The following is a 17021-nucleotide window of genomic DNA, read 5'->3' as shown; positions in this document are numbered from 1 at the left end:
CGGGTAGGCGGCCCATATGACTGAGGGTTTCGACACGGACACGCTCTGGGACGAGTTCCACCGGGCGGTCAACATGAACTCAGAGGAGCTGCGCGGCTACCTGCTCGCCGACGCCTCGGACGAGGAGGGCTTCCCTCCCGACCCCGACATGGGCATCGACAAGCTGGGCAGGGGCGTGCTGCACGTCCTGAGCAAGCGGAAGGGCGACCTGACCAAGGCCGACCTGGACGTGATGCGTCAGGTCATCGAGCTGGTCGAGACCATGGGCGACCGGACGGACGACGACTCGCGGCGCGAGCTCATGTCCGTCGGGCACGACCCGCTCAGGGCATAACGTCCCGAATTCAACAAATGGTGGATGTGGGGCGACGCAAAGTGATGAAATGTGCGAAGCCGACTTCGTCCGAGGAGATCCGTTGAGAGACAACCTCGACCTCGCCGCGAGCGCCCAGCAGCTGGCCGACGCCGCCCCGACGGGATCGATCGACCGCGCCGCCGCCTCGTCCGTGGCCATCACGCTGGCCACGACGCGTGACATCGCCGACGCGCGGCAGGCCCTCGACGGGTTGACCCCGGAAGAGGTGCGCCAGGCGGCGCTCACCCTCTTCGACCGCCTCTCGGAGAGCTGAGCTCACCGTTCCGGGCTGCTCGAACCGGGTGAAGGCGGGCGATCCGCCGGGAACCCGGCACGCTTGTATGCCCGTACGGTGGTTGCATGCGGATCGGGGTTCTGGGGCCGCTCCAGGTGGCTGGGGCCGAGATCGGCGGCGCCCGCGTGCGCGCCCTGCTCGTCCGTCTGGCGCTCGACCCGGGCCGGGTGGTGACCGCCGACCGGCTGATCGACGACCTGTGGCCCGGCGAGCCGCCCGACCATCCGGCCGCGGCGCTCCAGTCGCTGGTGTCGCGGGCCCGCCGGCAGGCACCCGGGCTGATCTCCTCGCACCCGGCCGGCTACCTGCTGGACGTGCCGCCCGGCGAGGTGGACGCGTCGGCGTTCGAGCGGCTGGTGCGGGCCGGTGACCCGCGCGGCGCGCTCGCGTTGTGGCGCGGGCCCGCACTGGCGGACGCGGCCGGGCTGGCGTTCGCCGCCGCGCCCGCGGCCCGGCTGGAGGAACTGCGCCTCACGGCCCTGGCCGCCGCGATCACCGCCGACCTGGCGGCCGAGCCCGAGCCCGCGCCCGAGCCCCCATCCGGGCAGCCGCGAGGCGAACGTGACAGCGGGCCGGGGGTCGTGGCCGAGTTGGAGGAGCTGGTCGCGGCGCACCGGCTGCGCGAGCCGTTCCACGCCCTGCTCATGCGGGCGCTGGTGGCGCGCGGGCGGCGCGGCGAGGCGCTGGAGGTCTTCGCGCGGATCAGGGCCGACCTGGCCGACGAGCTGGGCGTCGATCCCGGCCCCGAGCTGCGCGCGGCGCATATGGCGGCGTTGCGCGACCCGGCTCCCGTGCCGAGGGGCAACCTGCCCGCCCGGCTCACCGGCTTCGTCGGCCGGGCCGGTGACGTCGCCCGGCTCCACGCCCTGCTGGGCGGCCGGGACGAGCGGCTGGTCACGCTGGTCGGCCCCGGCGGCGTGGGCAAGACCCGCCTGGCGCTGGAGGCGGCCTGCGGCCTCGACGTGCCGGACGGCGTGTGGCTGGTGGAGCTGGCCTCCGCCACCGGCGTGCGGGCCGCGGTCGAGAGCGTGCTGAGGACGACCGACGTGGTCCGGGCGCTGCGCGGCACGTCGCCGCTCATCGTGCTGGACAACTGCGAGCACGTCGTGGAGGAGGCCGCCACGGTCGCGCGGTGGTTGCTGTCGGAGGTCGCCGGGCTGCGCGTCCTGGCCACCAGCAGGGAGCCGCTCGACATCCCCGGCGAGGTGCTGCATCCCGTCCGCCCGCTGCCCGAGGCCGCCGAGCTGTTCCTGGCGCGGGCCGCGGCGGCCGGGCCCGGCCTGGAGGTGAGCGCGGCCGACGCCGAGCGCATCTGCCGGGAGCTCGACGGCATCCCGCTGGCGATCGAGCTGGCCGCCGCCCGGCTGCGCACGATGCCGGTGTCCGTGCTGGTCCGGCAGCTCGGCGACCGGCTGGCCTTTCGCGGGGGGCGTACGTCCGAGCCGCGTCATCGTACGTTGCGCGACGTCATCGACTGGAGCTGGAACCTGCTGTCGGCACGCGAGCGCGAGCTGCTGCGCGGGCTGACCGTCTTCTCCGGCGGCGCGACGTACGAGGCCGTCGCGGAGGTGTGCGGCGGCGACCCGGACGATCTCGCCTCGCTCGTGGACAAGTCGCTCGTCTCGGTCTCCGGCGACCGCTACTCGATGCTGGCCACCATCAGGCAGTACGCCGCCGCCGACCTGCCCGCCCTCCAGCAGTCCCACGCCCGCTACTACACCCGGCTGGCCGAGACCGCCGATCCCCTCCTGCGTACCGGCGAGCAGCTCGCCTGGCTGGCGGTGCTGGACGCCGAGCAGGACAACCTCGACGCCGCGCTGCGCCACTCCGACGACCCGCTCCGGCTGATCCTGCCCCGGTTCTGGCCGTGGATCATGCGCGGACGGCGGCGCGAGATGAGCGAGCGGGCGGCGGCCGTGCTGCGCCGGGTCGGGGACGTGCCACCGCCGGGGCGCGAGCTGGCGCACGGGCTGTGCCGGGTGCTCACGGGCGGCGAGCCGACCCCGGCGGTGCTCGACTCCGACCATCCCGCCGCGCTGAACTTCTGGGCCATGAGCGGCGCGCAACGCCCGCCCGCCGACGTCGTCGAGCTCACCGAGGACACCGTCGAACGCCTGCGCGACTCACCCGACCTGTGGACGCGCTCGGCCGCGCTGCTGGTAGGCGGCATCGTCCGGTTCGAGTACGGCACGGTCGCCGGCGCGCAGGACCTGCTCGGCCCGGCGCTCGACGGCTTCCGCCGCACCGGCGACCGCTGGGGCCAGTGGGCCTGCCTCTACTGGTTGTCGCTGGTCGCCGAGAACCGGGGCGACTTCGCCGCCGCGCTCGCCCGTGCCGAGGAGCCCGGACGCCTGGCCGCGGAGCTGTCGGGGATGGACGCGCCGTTCGGCCCGATGACGTTCCTGCTCCGGCTCGGGCAGCTCAAGGCGCGGGCGGGCGACCACGAGGGGGCCGCCGCCACGCTGGCGGAGGCGTGGCGGTCGGCGCTGCGGGCCGAGGACGCGGTGACCCAGGCCAGGGTCCTGCACGCCCGCGCCGAGCTGGCCCGGCGCACCGGCGACCGGTCGGGGGCGGCCCGGCTGCTCGACCGCGCGCTGGCCCTCGGCAGCGGGGACGGGCCCGCGCAGTTCAGGGCGTTCATGCAGGTCGAGCTGGCCCGCGTGGCGGAGCCGGGGCCGCCGCTGCGCACGGCGCTGGAGCTGATGGAGACCTGCGGCGACCGGACGGCCCGCGCGACCGTGCTGGAAGGCGTGGCCGAGCACCTGCCGCCCCGGCCGGCGGCCGAGCTGCTGGGCGCGGCCCGCGCACTGCGCGGCCTCGGCGACTCCGCCGACCCCGCCCTGGTCGCCCTGGACGGACGGTGTCGCTCCGCCCTCGGCCCCGACGCCTTCCACGAGGCCCTGACCAGGGGAACCGCGCTGCCGAACCCGGAGCGGCACGCACTCTCCCTGCTCGACTGAGCCCGTCGCGTACGCGGCATGCGCCGCCGGGCCATATGGTCGGGGAAGAGGCCACGGAAACCGACGACGAACCCCTTCTCCGCCGCTCCCCGGACGACCATGGAACACCTTCCGGTTTCGCGGCGGATACGCCAGGGTTGTGGCAACTTTCCACCGCAATGTGAGGAGATCTGTGGCCAGTCCAAGTGTGGTCGACACCCGGGGCAGTGACTTCGCCCGACTAGCCCGCCGAATCTCTGACGCCGGTCTCCTCGACCGGCGTCCCGTCTATTACGCGGTGCGGCTCACCATCGTGGTCGCCGCGTACCTCGGCTGCTGGGCGTTGTTCGCCTGGGTGGGCGACTCGTGGTGGCAACTGCTCGTCGCGGTCGCGCTGGCCGTGGTCTTCGCACAGATCGGCTTCGTCTCCCACGACCTGGGCCACCGCCAGGTGTTCAGGAAGCGGCGGCCGAGCGACGTGACCGGTCTCCTGCTGGGGAACCTGGGCATCGGCCTGGGCTGGGGATGGTGGACCAGCAAGCACAACCGCCACCACGCCAACCCCAACCACGAGGACCACGACCCCGACGTCTCACCCGCGGTCATCGTCTGGTCGGACGACCAGGTGGCGCGGAGCACGGGCCTGCCGCGTGCCGTCGCGAAGTACCAGGCGCTCTTGTTCTTCCCGCTGCTCACCCTCGAGGCCTGGCACCTGCACATCGCCAGCTTCAAGGCGCTGCTGGCGCCGGCGGCCAAGCGGCCGTGGGCCGAGCTGGCGCTGCTGACCACCCACTCCGTGCTCTACTTCGGCGCGGTCTTCGCCGTGCTGCCGTTCGGCAAGGCGCTGGTGTTCCTGATCGTGCATCAGGGGCTGTTCGGCCTTTACCTGGGCTCCACGTTCGCGCCCAACCACAAGGGCATGCCCGTCCTGACCAAGGACGACAAGCTGGACTTCCTTCGCAAGCAGGTGCTGACCTCCCGCAACGTCAGGGGCGGCCTGTTCACCGACGTGGCGCTCGGCCAGCTCAACTACCAGATCGAGCACCACCTGTTCCCGAACATGCCCGCGCCCAACCTGCGCAAGGCGCAGCCCATCGTCGAGAGCTACTGCGCCGAGGTCGGCGTCAGCTACCTGCAGACCGGGCTCTTCGCCTCCTACGGCCAGGCCCTGCGCCACCTGCACGAGGTGGGCGCTCCGCTGCGCCGCTGAGCCTCAGCCCTCCTCCTCGACCCGCCTCTCCAGGTCGGCACGGCGTCGTTCGAGGTCGGCGATCAGCTCGGCCTGCTCGTCGGCCTGGGCGATCATGGCCGCGGTCTCGATCTGGTCGGTCGCGCCCATGGTGCCCACCTGGTCGCGCACGTCCTGGTTCTCCGCCTTCAGCCGGGCCAGGTCCTCTTCGACCTGCCGGAGCTCATCCTTGGTACTCATCTCGGTCAACTACCCCATCACTCGCACGACCATACAAAATGGAGCACATGCCTAGATTGTCGGCGAGCAGCACGGTGTCCCTCGCGGTGATCACCGTCGCGCTCGCCGGCACCCTGGTCGCCGGGCTCAGGAGCGAGCAGTCCGCGAGCGTGCTCGACGTGGTGCTGCCGATCGTGTCGTGCGGCGCGCTGCTGTTGCGGCGGCGCCTTCCCGTCACCTCGCTGGTCGTGGTCGTCGTGGCGGTGTCCGCCTACTATCCGCTCGCCCGGTTCGACGGGCCGCTGGTCGTGCTGGTGTTCGTGGCCCTCTACACCGCCGCCGACCAGGGACGGCTGGTCGCCGCGATCGCCACCGGGGCCGCCGTGCTGCTGGCGATGGGGTTCGGCGAGGCCCACGGGTCCAGGCATGTGGACGACAGCATGTTCGGCGCGATCACCGGTTGGGTGGTGGCCGCGATCGCGTTCGGCGGGGTCACCAGGAACCGCCGGGCGTACCTGCTGGAGGCGCAGCGGCGCGCGCTGGACGCCGAGCACTCCAAGGAGGAGGAGGCCAGGCGGCGCGAGAGCGAGGAACGGCTGCGCATCGCCAGGGAGCTGCACGACGTGCTCGGGCACAACATCTCCATGATCAACGTGCAGGCGTCGGCGGCGCTGCACGGGCTGGCCAGGCGTCCCGAGAAGGCCGAGGCCGCGCTGCGGACCATCAAGGAGACCAGCAAGGAGACGCTGCGCGAGCTGCGCACCACGCTGGGGGTGCTGCGCCAGGTGGACGAGGACGCGCCGACCGCGCCCGCGGACAGCCTCGCCCGGCTGCCGGACCTGGTCGCGGCGTCGGGGCTGGAGGTGGCCGTCGAGCCGTCCGGGCCGCTGGACGCCGTGCCGACCGAGGTCGACCTGGCCGCCGCCCGCATCATCAGGGAGTCGCTGACCAACGTCGCCCGCCATTCCGGCACGACGAAGGCCACCCTCTCGGTCACCAACTCCTCAGGAACCATCCTGATCCGGGTCGAGGACGACGGCCCGGGCGCCACGTACACCGAAGGCAGCGGCTTCGGCCTGCAGGGCATGCGCGAGCGCGCTGCCGCGCTCGGCGGCGACCTGGAGGCCGGCCCGCGCCCCGAGGGCGGCTTCCGCGTCGTCGCCCGCCTGCCACTGAACGGAGCCCGATGATCCGCGTACTGCTCGCCGACGACCAGAACCTGGTCCGCGCCGGATTCCGGTCGATACTCTCCGACGAGGACGACATCGAGGTCGTCGGCGAGGCCGGCACCGGCGCGGCGGCCGTGGCGGGCGCCCACGAGCACCGGCCCGACGTGGTGCTCATGGACATCCGCATGCCCGAGCTCGACGGCCTGGAGGCCACCCGGCGCATCGCCGGCGACCCGCGGCTCGACGGCGTCAAGGTCATCATCCTGACCACCTTCGACCTGGACGACTACGTCTACGGCGCGCTGCGGGCGGGCGCGGGCGGGTTCCTGGTCAAGGACACCGAGCCGGCCGAGCTGATCCACGCGGTCCGGGTCGTGGCCAGGGGCGACGCGCTGATCTCGCCGTCGGTGACGCGGCGGCTGATCGCGGAGTTCGCCGGCCGGGTCAAGCGGCCCGAGCCGGGCCCCGAGCTCAACGCGCTCACCGAGCGCGAGCGGGAGGTCATGGGCCTGGTGGCGGCCGGGCTGTCCAACGACGAGATCGCCGCCCGGCTCGTGCTCAGCCCCGCCACGGCGAAGACGCACGTCAGCCGCATCATGACCAAGCTCGGCGTGCGCGACAGGGCCCAGCTCGTGGTGGTCGCCTACGAGGCCGGGATGATCACGCCGGGCTGGCTTACAACCTGAGTCGTACGACTTTAGTGATCTTCGCCCCGGGGTTGTACGCCGGATTGCAGACCGGAGCATGACGCGGCGGAGCAGGCCGTGACGTCAAGCTCTCGGCATGGACACCGTCGACCTCGCCCGGCTGCAGTTCGCGTTCACCGCGGGCGCGCACTTCCTCTTCGTCGCGCTGACGCTCGGCCTGGCGACGCTGGTGGCCGTCGTCCAGACCCGGGCCACCTTCAGCGGCGACCCCGTCCACCTGCGGATGACGAGGTTCTGGGGGCAGCTCTACATCATCAACTACGCCATGGGCATCGTCACCGGCCTGGTCATGGAGTTCCAGCTCGGCCTGTCGTGGAGCGGGCTGACCGACTACGCGGGCAACGTCTTCGGCGCCTCGCTGGCGATCGAGACGCTGGTGGCCTTCTTCGTCGAGGCCACGTTCCTGGGCCTGTGGATCTTCGGCTGGAACCGGCTGAACCGCTGGGCGCACCTGGCGCTGATCTGGGTCGTCACGCTCACCGCGTACGCGTCAGCGTTCTGGATCATGATCTCCAACGGCTTCCTGCAGAACCCGGTGGGCCACGCCGTCGAGGGCGGCAGGCTGCGGCTCACCGACTTCGGGGCGATGATCGCCAACCCGGCCGCGCAGATCGCGTTCGGGCACGTCATGGGCGGCGCGATGATCGTCGGCGGGTTCTTCATGGCCGGGGTGAGCGCCTACCACCTGCGCAGGCGCACGGCCGAGCACGACCTGTTCAGGAAGTCGCTGCGGATCGGCGTCGGCGTCGCGCTGCCGGCCTCGTTCTTCACGGTGACGTTCGGCGGGCTCGGGTTCCAGACCCTCCAGCCGGCCAAGGCGGCGGCCTGGACGGGCCGGGCCGAGCAGCTGGCCGCGGTGCAGGCGGACATGACGGCCAGGTTCGGGCCGGGCGACTACCTCCCTGCGACCGGCTGGGTGCAGGGGGCCGGCATCACGATGATGATCCTCTGGGTGGTGATGACCGCCGTGGCGGGGCTGAGCCTGCTGCTGATGTTCTTCCGGCCGGTCGTGCGCGGCTTCCGGGCCTGGCACTGGCTGCTGACGCTGATGATCCCCGTGCCGTTCGTCACCATGCTCGCCGGGTGGACCTTCCGCGAGATGGGGCGCCAGCCGTGGGTGGTCTACGGGCTGCTGCGCACGTCCGAGGCCATGTCGCCGGTTACGGAGGGCCAGATGCGGCTGTCGCTGACGGCGTTCGTGTCGGTGTTCACGGTGCTGATCGCGGTCAACTACTGGCTGCTGGCCCGGGCGGCCGGACGCGGGCCCGGCGCGGTCGCGCTCGGCGCCCTTCCGGCCGAGACGCCCGTCCCCGTCCCCGCCTTCTGAAGGAGCCGATCATGGAGATCTTCGTCCTGGCCTTCTTCGCCCTCGGCTATCTCGTGCTGGGCGGGGCCGACATCGGGGTCGGCATGGCGCTGCCGTACCTCGGGCGGTCGGCGGGCGAGCGGCGCGAGGTGATCGCCGCGATCGCGCCCTTCTTCCTCGGCAACGAGGTGTGGCTGGTGGCCACGGCCGGCGTGCTCGCGGGGCTCTTCCCCGACCTGGAGGGCCACCTCCTGAGCGGCAACTACGCGGTGGTCGTCGCGCTGCTCGTCTCGTGGGTGGTCAGGGACATGGGCCTGTGGCTGCGGGGTCGCGTGCCCGGCGCGCGCTGGCAGGCGTTCTGGGACGGCGGGATCGTGGCCGGGAGCTGGGGGCTGGCGCTGAGCTGGGGGCTGCTGCTGGCCGAGGTGCTGCTCGGCATCCAGGGGCCGCTCGTGCTGCTGGCCGCGCTGGTGGTGGCGGCGCTGTTCGCGGTGCACGGGCTGGCGTTCGCGGCGCTGCGGCTGCGCGGATCGTTGCGGGAGCGGGCCGGGGTGTTGTCCGGCGAGGCGGGCGAGGGCCGCACATACGCGCTGACGGCCGGTGCGCTGCTGGTGGTCGGGGTGCTGGCCGGGCTGCGGCTGCCGCTGGTGGCGGGGTCGTCGGGGGCGCTGCTGGTGCCGGTGGTCCTCGTCCTGATCCCGCTGCTGGTGGCCTCGCAGGGGTGGGTGTGGTGGACGTTCAGGCACCGGGTGAGCGGGCCCTCGTACCTGTGACCAGGCGGGTGACCGGTCTGGAGCGCCCGCCTGGCGTCAGGTCAGAACAGCGGAGCCCCGTCGCGGGTCAGCCGCCAGTTGGCGGAGGCGAAGTCGGCGGGGTTGATCGTGCCCTTGGCGGTGGCGTACTCGATCAGCGCCTGGCGGATCTCCACCTGCGCGTTGTACAGCACGGGAGCGGTGGTGACGTGCGGGAAGCCGCCGCCGCCCGACTGGCGGTAGTTGTTGATCGCGACCACGAACTCCTTGCCGGCCGGGATCGGCGCGCCCTCGAAGCTGAGGTTGGCGATGCGCTGCCCGGCGGGCTTGGCCACGTCGATGTCGTAGGAGACGCCCGAGAGCTGGTCGTAGTTGTAGTCGGGGGTGTTGCCGGCGTTGGTCAGCTTGGTGACGTCCACCGGGTCGCCCGGGTTGAGCTGGTTGAAGTACCGGGCCGAGTACTCCAGGTAGTCCTTGATCTGGGCGCCGGTCAGCTTGATCGCCAGCAGCGTGTTGTCGTAGACGTAGAGCCCGGCCACGTCCCTGACCCGCACGTCACCGGCGGGGAAGACGGCGGTGCGGCTGAACGGCGCGGCGATCGAGAGCACCGGCAGCGTGTTGCCCGGCAGGGCGGCCTTCACGGTCTCGGTCTGCACCTGCTGGATGTAGTCGAGGATCGGCGTGTCCTTGTACGGCGACTCGGCCGCCGACAGCTCCTCGGCCGACTTGGCGACGACCTTGTTGACGTAGCCGACCGTGGTGTCGTGCTGCGGCTTGAGCAGCGAGACGATCTTCGGGTCCGCCGTCACCGTGTTGGTGTTGAGCGTGTTTGAGCTCTTGCCGGTGACGACCCACTTGCCGCGCTGCTTGGTGAGGGTGAAGTCGAGCCGCGACAGGCGCTGGCCCCACTTGCCCGGCTCGGTGAGCAGCACCTGCTGCCCGGTGGCCTTGTTCGTCACGAAGCGCTGGGCGACCTCGTTGTGCGCGTGCCCGAACAGCACCGCGTCGATGCCCGGCACCTGCTCGGCGACCAGCGCCGAGGCGTTCTCCACGGGCAGGTCGGTGCCGTAGGAGGACATGCCGCTGTCGCCCGCGTGCGCGGTCACCACGACCACGTCCGCGCCGAGGCCGCGGATGACCGGCACCCACTTCCTGGCCGACTCGACCAGGTCGGTGAAGCGCAGCTTGCCCTCGACGTTCGCCTTGTCCCAGATGGCCACACCCGGGTTGGTCAGCCCGAGCACGCCGACCTTGATCGGCTTTTCGCCCTTGACCTTCATGGTCTTGATCACGAACGGCCGGTACGCCGGCAGCCCGCTCCCGGCGTGCACGGCGTTGGCGCCCAGCACCGGCGCCCGCATCTGCCTGATCCAGGTGGCCAGCAGCGGCAGACCGTAGTTGAACTCGTGGTTCCCGAGGGTGACGGCGTCATAGCCGATGGCGTTCATGGCCTTGGCCATCGGGTGGGTCTGCCCGGTCTCGGTGATCGGCTCGACCTTGGCGTAGTAGTAGGCCAGGGGCGTGCCCTGGATCGTGTCACCCGAGTCGAACAGCAGCGTGTGGTCCGCCCCGCGCTCGGCCCTGACCTTGTTGACCAGCGACGACACCTGGGCCAGGCCGATGGTGTTGCCCTGCTTGTCGGCGTAGGCGGCGTCCTTGAAGTAGTCCCAGTTGAGGGCGTTGCTGTGGATGTCCGACGTCCCCATCACGGTGACGGTGACGCTCTTGTCCCCGCTCGCGTGGGCGGGAAGCGCCACCAGGGCCAGCGCGGTCAGCGCGGCGGCCCCTGTGGCGGCGAGCTTCTTGGTCTGCATGTGCCTGGAGGGTAACCAGGACAAATTACTCGTTGGTTACGAAATCGCGGATCAAGGCTGTCACCTCTTCGGGACGTTCGTGTAGCACCACATGCCCGCTGTCCAGCTCGGCGTAACGGCTGCCGGGCAGCGCGGCGTGCAGGGCGCGGGCGTGCCCGACCGGGACGAGGTGGTCCTGCGTGCAGCCGACGACCAGCGTGGGCGCGGTGATGCTCGGGAGCAGGTCCCTGATGTCGGTCCTGAGGTCCAGCTCGATCTGGCGTACCGTCCCGGGGGCGGGTCGCCGGCCATCATGGCCTTCAGGCCGTCCTCGCCCAGGCCGCTCACGAAGGCCGGGCTGAAGCCGACCAGCGGGCCGTACGCCGCGAAGCTCTCGGGGTCGGTGGCCGCCAGCCGGGCCCAGGTCCGCAGGCCGAGCCGGAGCCGGGGGTCGTCGGCGTGCGTCCAGCCCGCGATCAGCACCAGCCGCCTGACCCGCTCGGGATACCGGGCGGCGATCCCCGCCGCCACCACCGCGCCCAGCGAGAAGCCGACCAGGTCGGACGGGCCGCCCTCGGGGAAGGTCGCCGCGACCTGCTCGATCAGCAGGTCGAGCGTGAGGTCGCCGCCGGGGTCGGCGGTCTCGCCGCTGCCCGCGTAGTCGGGGGTGATCACCGTGCGGATGTCGGTGAAGTTCTGGACGAGGTGGCCGTAGTTGGTGGCGGCGTCGCCGCCGGTGCCGTGCACCATGACCAGGCCGGGGCCGCTGCCCGCCCGGTTGAAGTGCACGTGTCCGCCGTCGTGGATGACCGTGGGCATGAGGTGTCTCCTAGAGGTTTCCGCCGCCGGTGGCGTCGAGGGTGGTGCCGGTGATGAAGCTCGCTCCGGGCGAGGCGGCGAACGCGACCACGTCCGCGATCTCGCCGGGCTCGCCGATGCGGTTGAGCGCGTGCCTGCTCGCCGCGTACGCGCGGGCCTCGGGGTCGCTCAGCCAGCCCGCGTTGACGTCGGTGTCGATGATGCCGGGCGCGACGTTGTTGACCGTGATGCCGCGCGGCCCCAGCTCCTTGGCCAGGGCCAGCGTGAACACCTGCACCGCGCCCTTGGTCATCGCGTACGCGATGCCCTCGGGGAAGGCGATGCGGGTCGCGCCGGAGGTGATGTTCACGATGCGGCCGCCGTCGGGGATCAGCGGCAGCACCCGCCGGGTGAGGAAGAACAGGCCCTTGACGTTGACCGCGAACATCCGGTCGTAGCTCTCCTCCGTCTCCTGCGCGAGGGGCTTGGACAGGCCGATGCCGGCGTTGTTGACCAGCACGTCGAGCACGTCGGTCTCCTCGGCCACCCGGCGGGCGAGCCGCTCCACCTCCTCGGGCACGCCCAGGTCGGCCCGCACGGCCACGGCGTTCGCGCCGATCAGCCCGACGACCTCCTCGGCCGCGGCGGCGTCTCCGGCGTAGTTCACGATCACGCGGAACCCGTCCTTAGCCAGGCGCAGCGCGATGGCCCGGCCGATGCCTCTCCCGCCGCCGGTCACCAGGGCAGTCCTCATCGCTCGAATCCTTTCTGTAGCGATCGATACAGAAACCATAACATAGCGATCGCTATAGAATGGGCGCATGGCAAGGCAGCGGGCATTCGACAGGGACGCGGCGCTGGAGAGCGCGCTGCGCGCGTTCTGGGAGCACGGCTACGAGGCGACCTCGATCGCGGCGCTGACCGCCGCGATGGGCATCAGGCCCCCCAGCCTGTACGCGGCCTTCGGCGACAAACGGCGGCTGTTCGAGGAGGCGGTGCGCCGCTACCAGCTCACCCACGGCGCGTTCACCACCAGGGCGCTCGCCGAGGAGCCCACCGGCCGGCGGGCCGTCGAACGCGTGCTGCGCGAGTCGGCCGCCGAGTACACGAACGCGGACCACCCGCCCGGCTGCCTGATCATCACCGCCGCGGTCAACTGCGGGCCGGAGTCCGCCGACGTGGAGGAGTTGTTGCGCGGGTTCAGGGAGGCGGCGAAGGCGGCGATCAGGAAGCGCGTGGACGACGACGTGGCGGCCGGCCGACTGGCCCCCGGCACCGACACGGAAGCCCTGGCCACCTTCTTCGCGTCGGTGATCCAGGGCATGTCCACGCAGTCACGCGACGGCGCCTCCTACGCCGGCCTGCTGAGCGTCGCCGAACTCGCCATGGCGGCCTACCCGCCCCCGCCCTGACGACCGCGCGAAAGCCGCGCGGCCGTCCGGCTCGCGAAAGCCTCGGCCCGCGGCTCATGGAGGCTTCGGCCGCGCGGCCGTCCGGCCTCATTGCGACATGACGCCCGCGTCCTCCGGGGGCAGTTCGGGGGCGAGGCGCGCAGCCAGCGGCAGCCGTGCGGTCCCAGCGCGAGTTTGGCCGTGCCGTCGGCCGACACCTTGATCGTGCCGTCCACCAGCAGGTCCGTGAGGTCGCAGTTCTCCAGGCCGTCCAGCCGCAGGTCGACGTCCTTGGCCGTGTCGCACAGGTTGTGGGCGACCACGACCGTCGCGCCGTCGGCGTCGCAGCGGTGCGAGAAGATCGCGTCGTCGCCGGTGTCCAGCACCGTGTACTGCCCCCACGCCAGCTCAGGACACTCGCGGTACCGCTCGATGAGGAGCTGGAACCAGCGCAGCAGCGAGTCGGTGTCGCGTTTCTGGTCGGCCACGTTGACCCGGTCGGGCGCGAAGGAGCCCTCGGGGATCTCGCGGACCGTCTTCTCCTGCTGGCTGAAGCCGCCGTCCTCGGACCACTGCATGGGGATGCGGACGGCCATCCGCCCTTCCTCGTCCAGGTTCTCCCCCATGCCGATCTCCTCGCCGTAGAAGATCACGGGGGTCCCCGGAAGGGAGAACAGCAGGCTGTAGGCCATCTTGATGCGCCGCAGGTCGCCGCCGAACATCGTGGGCAGCCGCCGGCGCAGCCCGCGGCCGAAGATCTGCATGTCCTTCTCGGGGCCGAACGCCTCGAAGATCTCCTGGCGTTCCTCGTCGGTGAGCTTGTCGAGGGTCAGTTCGTCATGGTTGCGGAGGAACATCGCCCATTGACAGTCCTTGGGGGCCCGGGGGCGTTCCTGCAGGGCGTCCATCAGGGGGCGGGCGTTGTTACGGGCGAAGGAGAGCCAGCTGTTCTGCATGCCGATGAAGTCGAAGCACATGGTGATCTGGTCACCGAGCCCTTCACCGAAGTACCGCAGTAACTCCTTGTAGGGCAGGTTGACCTCGCCCAGCAGGATCGAGCCGCCCTTGCGCCTGGTCATGAAGGCCCGCAGATCGGCCAGGAACTCGTGCGGGTCGGCCAGCTTGGGGTTGACGTTCTCGATGAGGAACGGCACCGCGTCCACGCGGAAGCCCGACAGCCCGAGCTCCATCCAGAAGCCGAGGATGCGGGTGATCTCGTCCCTGACCTCGGGGTTGCCGACGTTCAGATCAGGCTGGTGACGGTAGAAGCTGTGCAGGTAGTACTGGCCGCTGCCCTTGTCGTACTGCCAGATGGAGTCCTCCTTGTCGGGGAAGACCACCTGTTTCGGATCGTCGGGTTCGGGGGTGTCGGACCAGACGTACCAGTCGCGCATCGGCGAGTCCTTGCTCTTGCGCGACTCCTTGAACCAGGGGTGCTGGTCCGAGGTGTGGTTGACGACCAGGTCCGCGATCACCCGCAGGCCCCGGTCGTTGGCGGTCCGCATGAACTCCACGAAGTCGCCCAAGGTCCCCAGCCGGGGATCGATGCTGTAGAAGTCGGTGATGTCGTAACCGTCGTCCCGGTTGGGGGTGGGGAAGAACGGCATCAACCAGAGGCAGGTCACGCCGAGACCCGCAAGGTAGTCGATCTGCTGGGTCAAGCCGCGGAAGTCGCCCACACCGTCGCCGTTACCGTCCTTGAACGTCTCCACGTCCAGGCAGTACACGACGGCGTTCTTCCACCAGACGTCGGAGGTGTACGTCAGTCGCATGGCGGCCCTGCTACCCACCCGCGCAGAAGAAATGTCCTTTTGGGGGTTTGCGTCCGGTTCTAATCCCGTGACCTCGGGCTACGAGGGCATCGCCGAACCCGAGCAGCCGTCCGCGGCCATTAGTTCGGTAGCCGAACTGATGTTAGGCTGATCTCATGGCCAAGCCCGAGGAGCAGCTGGGAGTCGTCTCCGCGCTGGTGCGCTCGACCTTCCTGGTCAACGCCGTCTACGCCGAGTCCGCCCGCGCGTACGGGCTGACCTCCCAGCAGGGTCAGCTCCTGTGCGTGCTGATGGCCCAGCCGTACGGGATGAGCGAGCTGGGCGCGATGTTGCGCCTGGCCAAGTCCAGCCTCACCGAGCTGGTCGACCGCACCGCGCAGCGCGGCATGGTCCGCCGCGAGCCCAACCCCGCCGACCGGCGCGCCGTCCAGGTCACGCTGACCGACGAGGGCGCCAAGCTCGCCGACGAGTTCTACACCGAGGCGTGCCGGCGCATCGACGACCTTCCGTCCGGGCTCGACGAGGCCGAGCGCGCCACGCTCGCCGACCTGCTCTCCCGCCTGGTGCGGGACAACAACGCCCCGACGGTCTTCATCGAGCGCGCCGACACCCCCTGACCGCCGCCCGCGATCACACCCCGGCCGGCGCCGGCTCGGCGGCGAGCCCGAACAGCTCCGCGAACCGTCCGGTGAACAGGTCCCTGCCCTTGTAGTCGGCCACCGACTCGGCCGGCAGCACGATCGGCCCGTCGGGCGAGGGCAGCTGGCCGACGCCTCCTCCGGCCCCCAGCGGCAGCAGCACGAACGGCAGCGGCGAGGGCCGGTACACCGACGAGGGCCGCTCGCCACGCAGTTGGGCGATGATGTTCGCCGCCACGACCTCGGCGTGCTGCATCGCGTTCCCGGCCATCTTGGCCTCCGCCAGGTCGGTGATGTCGCCGATCGCGTAGACGCGCTCGTGCCCCTCGACGTTGAGCCGTTCGGTCACCCGTACGTGGCCGCGGGGCGTGCGCGCGTCGCCGAGGTCACCGCCGAGGTAGCCGGTCTCGACGCGCACGCCGTACGCGCGGAACCAGATGTCGGCCGACAGCTCCCCGGCCGTGGACCCGACGGTGAACGGCCCGGCCCGCCCCGGCTCGGCGGGCGGCTCGGCGTCCAGAGCGGTGCCGAGCAGCAGCTCCACCCCCAGCTCGGCGAGCTGCCTGCGCAGATCGGCGCGCACCTGCGGCTCGAACCCCGGCAGCAGCTCCGTGCCGTGATCGACGATCGTGACCCGCTTGTCCGGCCACACCGCCTTGATCTCCCCGGCCAGCTCCAGCCCGACCGGCCCGGCCCCGGCGATCAGCACCCGCCCGGCCCCCGCCAGCTCCCCGTGGACGGCGTGGATGCGCTCGCGCGCCTGCCCGGCCAGGTCGTCCTCGAACTTGAACGGGAAGGGGTACCCCGACCCGGTGGCCAGCACGAGGTAGTCGGCCTCCACCCGTTCCCCGGACGCCAGCAGCACACCCCGCGAATCCACTGAGACCGCCCGCTCCCGGACGATCCGGCCACGCTGCATCAACCTGTCATAGGGGAAGAACATCTTCCCGGCCCATTCCGGCTGGGCGAGGGCCCGCATGGAGGCGGCGTTCTGGACGAAGGCGTCCTTGGGCTCGATGAGCACGACGTCCGCGTGCTCGTCCAGCGCCTTGGCGGCCGCCGCGCCGCCGTAACCACCACCGATGATCGCCACAGTACGGCTCATGGTGCACATCTCCTGTCGGGACAACAGCTTGTTCGTATTACGAACCATAATAGTTCGTAACCCGAACCGCAACTGCTCGAAAGTTCTCCGCCCCGGCGCGATGAGTTCCGGCGGCCCCGCCGGTACGTATCCGTGAACCTGTCACCAGCGATGAGGAGACAACAGCCATGACCGAGACCCGAGAGCACGACGTGGCCGCCATCAAGAGCGTGCTTGAGCGCCTCTACCAGGCATGGGCCGACGGCGACGCCGACGCCTTCGTCACCGACTACACCGAGGACGCCACCGCGATCATGCCCGGCAGCGTGCGCCGGTCGAAGGAGGAGGTGCGCAGGAAGATGGCCGAGGGCTTCGCGTCCTACCTGAAGGGCAGCACGACGGCCGACAAGCTGGAGAGCATCCGTTTCCTGGGCGAGAGCGCCGCGATCGCGGTGAGCGAGACCGGTGTCAGGTTCCCCGGCGAGACCGAGGTGCCCGCCGAGCGTATGGTGTACGCGACCTGGGTGCTGGAGAAGCGGGACGGCGCCTGGCTGCTCGCGGCCTACCACAACAGTCCGGCCGTCGTGGCAGGCTGACGTACCCGTAGGCCGGCG

Annotated in this window: 17 protein-coding genes; 11 read left to right on the top strand and 6 right to left on the bottom strand. The window is 71.2% G+C overall.

The window, feature by feature from the left end; genetic code table 11:
* Positions 1 to 16: 16 nt before the first annotated feature.
* From ACNF49_RS08425 to ACNF49_RS08410, 4 genes are all read left to right on the top strand, one after another.
* The gene (locus ACNF49_RS08425) at positions 17 to 334 is read left to right on the top strand and encodes a DUF3140 domain-containing protein (RefSeq protein WP_357976345.1); all 318 of its coding nucleotides are present in this window, start codon (positions 17 to 19) and stop codon (positions 332 to 334) included.
* A gap of 82 nt (positions 335 to 416) precedes the next feature.
* Positions 417 to 629: a hypothetical protein gene (locus tag ACNF49_RS08420; RefSeq protein ID WP_352323140.1), complete on the top strand. Its 213-nt coding sequence runs from the start codon at positions 417 to 419 to the stop codon at positions 627 to 629.
* Between the two features lie 86 nt (positions 630 to 715).
* A complete protein-coding gene (locus ACNF49_RS08415) occupies positions 716 to 3610 on the top strand; it encodes an AfsR/SARP family transcriptional regulator (RefSeq protein WP_482943301.1) in 2895 nt (964 codons plus the stop codon).
* A gap of 277 nt (positions 3611 to 3887) precedes the next feature.
* Complete coding sequence (locus tag ACNF49_RS08410; RefSeq protein ID WP_482943300.1) at positions 3888 to 4799, top strand: fatty acid desaturase family protein; 912 nt, start codon at positions 3888 to 3890, stop codon at positions 4797 to 4799.
* A 3-nt stretch (positions 4800 to 4802) separates the two neighbouring features.
* Here ACNF49_RS08410 and ACNF49_RS08405 read toward each other — a convergent pair whose 3' ends face one another.
* On the bottom strand, positions 4803 to 5018 hold the full coding sequence (locus ACNF49_RS08405) for a hypothetical protein (RefSeq protein ID WP_357976336.1): 216 nt from the start codon (positions 5016 to 5018) through the stop codon (positions 4803 to 4805).
* Positions 5019 to 5065: 47 nt separating this feature from the next.
* On the opposite strand from ACNF49_RS08405, the gene ACNF49_RS08400 reads away from it, so the two are divergent.
* The 4 genes from ACNF49_RS08400 to ACNF49_RS08385 all read left to right on the top strand — a co-directional run bounded on the left by ACNF49_RS08400 (position 5066) and on the right by ACNF49_RS08385 (position 8952).
* Entirely contained in the window at positions 5066 to 6187 is a 1122-nt protein-coding gene (locus tag ACNF49_RS08400; protein ID WP_482943299.1) for a sensor histidine kinase, read from the top strand.
* Positions 6184 to 6852 (top strand): response regulator, encoded by a 669-nt coding sequence (locus tag ACNF49_RS08395; RefSeq protein WP_357976331.1) that lies wholly within the window; start codon positions 6184 to 6186, stop codon positions 6850 to 6852. Before ACNF49_RS08400 ends, ACNF49_RS08395 begins: the two co-directional genes overlap by 4 nt.
* 97 nt (positions 6853 to 6949) lie before the next feature.
* Positions 6950 to 8200: a cytochrome ubiquinol oxidase subunit I gene (locus ACNF49_RS08390; RefSeq protein WP_482943298.1), complete on the top strand. Its 1251-nt coding sequence runs from the start codon at positions 6950 to 6952 to the stop codon at positions 8198 to 8200.
* Positions 8201 to 8211: 11 nt separating this feature from the next.
* Complete coding sequence (locus ACNF49_RS08385) at positions 8212 to 8952, top strand: cytochrome d ubiquinol oxidase subunit II (protein WP_482943297.1); 741 nt, start codon at positions 8212 to 8214, stop codon at positions 8950 to 8952.
* A gap of 41 nt (positions 8953 to 8993) precedes the next feature.
* Here ACNF49_RS08385 and ACNF49_RS08380 read toward each other — a convergent pair whose 3' ends face one another.
* The 3 genes from ACNF49_RS08380 to ACNF49_RS08370 are packed head-to-tail and all read right to left on the bottom strand — an operon-like array spanning position 8994 to position 12276.
* On the bottom strand, positions 8994 to 10745 hold the full coding sequence (locus ACNF49_RS08380; protein WP_482943296.1) for a bifunctional metallophosphatase/5'-nucleotidase: 1752 nt from the start codon (positions 10743 to 10745) through the stop codon (positions 8994 to 8996).
* A gap of 60 nt (positions 10746 to 10805) precedes the next feature.
* Positions 10806 to 11543, bottom strand: a complete 738-nt coding sequence (locus ACNF49_RS08375) for an alpha/beta fold hydrolase (protein WP_482943295.1) — start codon at positions 11541 to 11543, stop codon at positions 10806 to 10808.
* 10 nt (positions 11544 to 11553) lie between these two features.
* The gene (locus ACNF49_RS08370; protein WP_482943294.1) at positions 11554 to 12276 is read right to left on the bottom strand and encodes an SDR family NAD(P)-dependent oxidoreductase; all 723 of its coding nucleotides are present in this window, start codon (positions 12274 to 12276) and stop codon (positions 11554 to 11556) included.
* Between the two features lie 67 nt (positions 12277 to 12343).
* On the opposite strand from ACNF49_RS08370, the gene ACNF49_RS08365 reads away from it, so the two are divergent.
* Positions 12344 to 12934 (top strand): TetR/AcrR family transcriptional regulator, encoded by a 591-nt coding sequence (locus tag ACNF49_RS08365; protein ID WP_357976313.1) that lies wholly within the window; start codon positions 12344 to 12346, stop codon positions 12932 to 12934.
* On the opposite strand, the gene ACNF49_RS08360 is transcribed toward ACNF49_RS08365, so the two are convergent.
* Positions 12916 to 14685 carry an alpha-amylase family protein gene (locus tag ACNF49_RS08360; protein WP_482943293.1) on the bottom strand — a complete coding sequence of 590 codons (1770 nt, stop codon included), beginning with the start codon at positions 14683 to 14685 and terminating at the stop codon, positions 12916 to 12918. The genes ACNF49_RS08365 and ACNF49_RS08360 overlap by 19 nt on opposite strands.
* 155 nt (positions 14686 to 14840) lie before the next feature.
* Between ACNF49_RS08360 and ACNF49_RS08355 the strand changes: the two genes are divergently transcribed.
* Entirely contained in the window at positions 14841 to 15302 is a 462-nt protein-coding gene (locus ACNF49_RS08355) for a MarR family winged helix-turn-helix transcriptional regulator (RefSeq protein ID WP_482943292.1), read from the top strand.
* A gap of 13 nt (positions 15303 to 15315) precedes the next feature.
* Here the strand turns inward: ACNF49_RS08355 and ACNF49_RS08350 are convergent, their stop codons facing one another.
* The gene (locus tag ACNF49_RS08350; protein WP_482943291.1) at positions 15316 to 16428 is read right to left on the bottom strand and encodes an NAD(P)/FAD-dependent oxidoreductase; all 1113 of its coding nucleotides are present in this window, start codon (positions 16426 to 16428) and stop codon (positions 15316 to 15318) included.
* Positions 16429 to 16595: 167 nt separating this feature from the next.
* On the opposite strand from ACNF49_RS08350, the gene ACNF49_RS08345 reads away from it, so the two are divergent.
* Positions 16596 to 17003, top strand: coding sequence for an SgcJ/EcaC family oxidoreductase (locus ACNF49_RS08345; RefSeq protein ID WP_357976301.1), 408 nt, complete (start codon positions 16596 to 16598; stop codon positions 17001 to 17003).
* The last annotated feature ends 18 nt before the right edge of the window (positions 17004 to 17021 follow it).

This window comes from Actinomadura sp. ATCC 39365 (assembly GCF_054392275.1).
This window is presented reverse-complemented; position numbering and strand designations above follow the sequence as displayed.